This is a genomic window from Methanocalculus natronophilus (genome assembly GCF_038751955.1).
In the GTDB taxonomy this organism is placed as follows: Archaea; Halobacteriota; Methanomicrobia; order Methanomicrobiales; family Methanocorpusculaceae; genus Methanocalculus; species Methanocalculus natronophilus.
The window spans coordinates 280-965 of sequence record NZ_JBCEXH010000024.1 but is presented as its reverse complement, the minus strand read 5'-3'; the positions used below and the strand labels follow the sequence as shown (position 1 = coordinate 965).

General features: G+C 27.8%; 1 protein-coding gene. It reads left to right on the top strand.

Translation table 11 applies throughout. The features are described 5' to 3' along the window. Positions 1 to 420 precede the first annotated feature (420 nt). A complete protein-coding gene (locus tag ABCO64_RS10130) occupies positions 421 to 639 on the top strand; it encodes a hypothetical protein (protein ID WP_343089367.1) in 219 nt (72 codons plus the stop codon). Positions 640 to 686 lie beyond the last annotated feature (47 nt).

The window sequence follows — 686 nt, the reverse complement described above, 5'->3', positions numbered from 1 at the left end:
ATAATATGTAACATAATGAAAATATTTTGTACACGTTGGAGGTGGAAGAGTTTGATACTTGCAATACAACAAAAACTTATTATTACTATGCTTAAAAACGTACAAGTAAAAATTCTTAACCTTAGCGTTTTTAAGCACTCATAAGATAATTAAGGAGTGTGTTTACTATGAAGAAAAATACAAAAAACAAAAAGAAAAATGTTGTTATTGAATATTTTGATACAGCATTAAAATTATATTATTCTGATTTGATTAAGTAATTGATTATGAATTATTTAAATACTACACAACGTGTTAGAAATCTTGATATTTTTAAGTGTATTGCGACATCAAACAAGCATTAAAAGAGGCATTTATGTCTCTTTTTTTCATGATTGTATGTTTTTTGAGTGTTTGATATAATGCCTTTGAGGTGAGTAGATGGAAAAAGAACAAAGTAACCAAGAAAAACGTAGAGTGATGCATCTAAGAATATGGGTAAGTGGATTAATTGCGGCTGCTGTTTTTACGCTTTTCATGTTGATTTTAGAAGATGAATGGCCACTAGTTGATGCTTTAATTAATTTTATTGTAATCTATGGTGTTTGGAATTTAATCCATTATGTAATGCTAAGAAAACATTTTAAAGCACTAAAATAACGAAAAGAGACGCTGTCTCTTTTTCTTTTTGGTGTTGTTTGGTATCA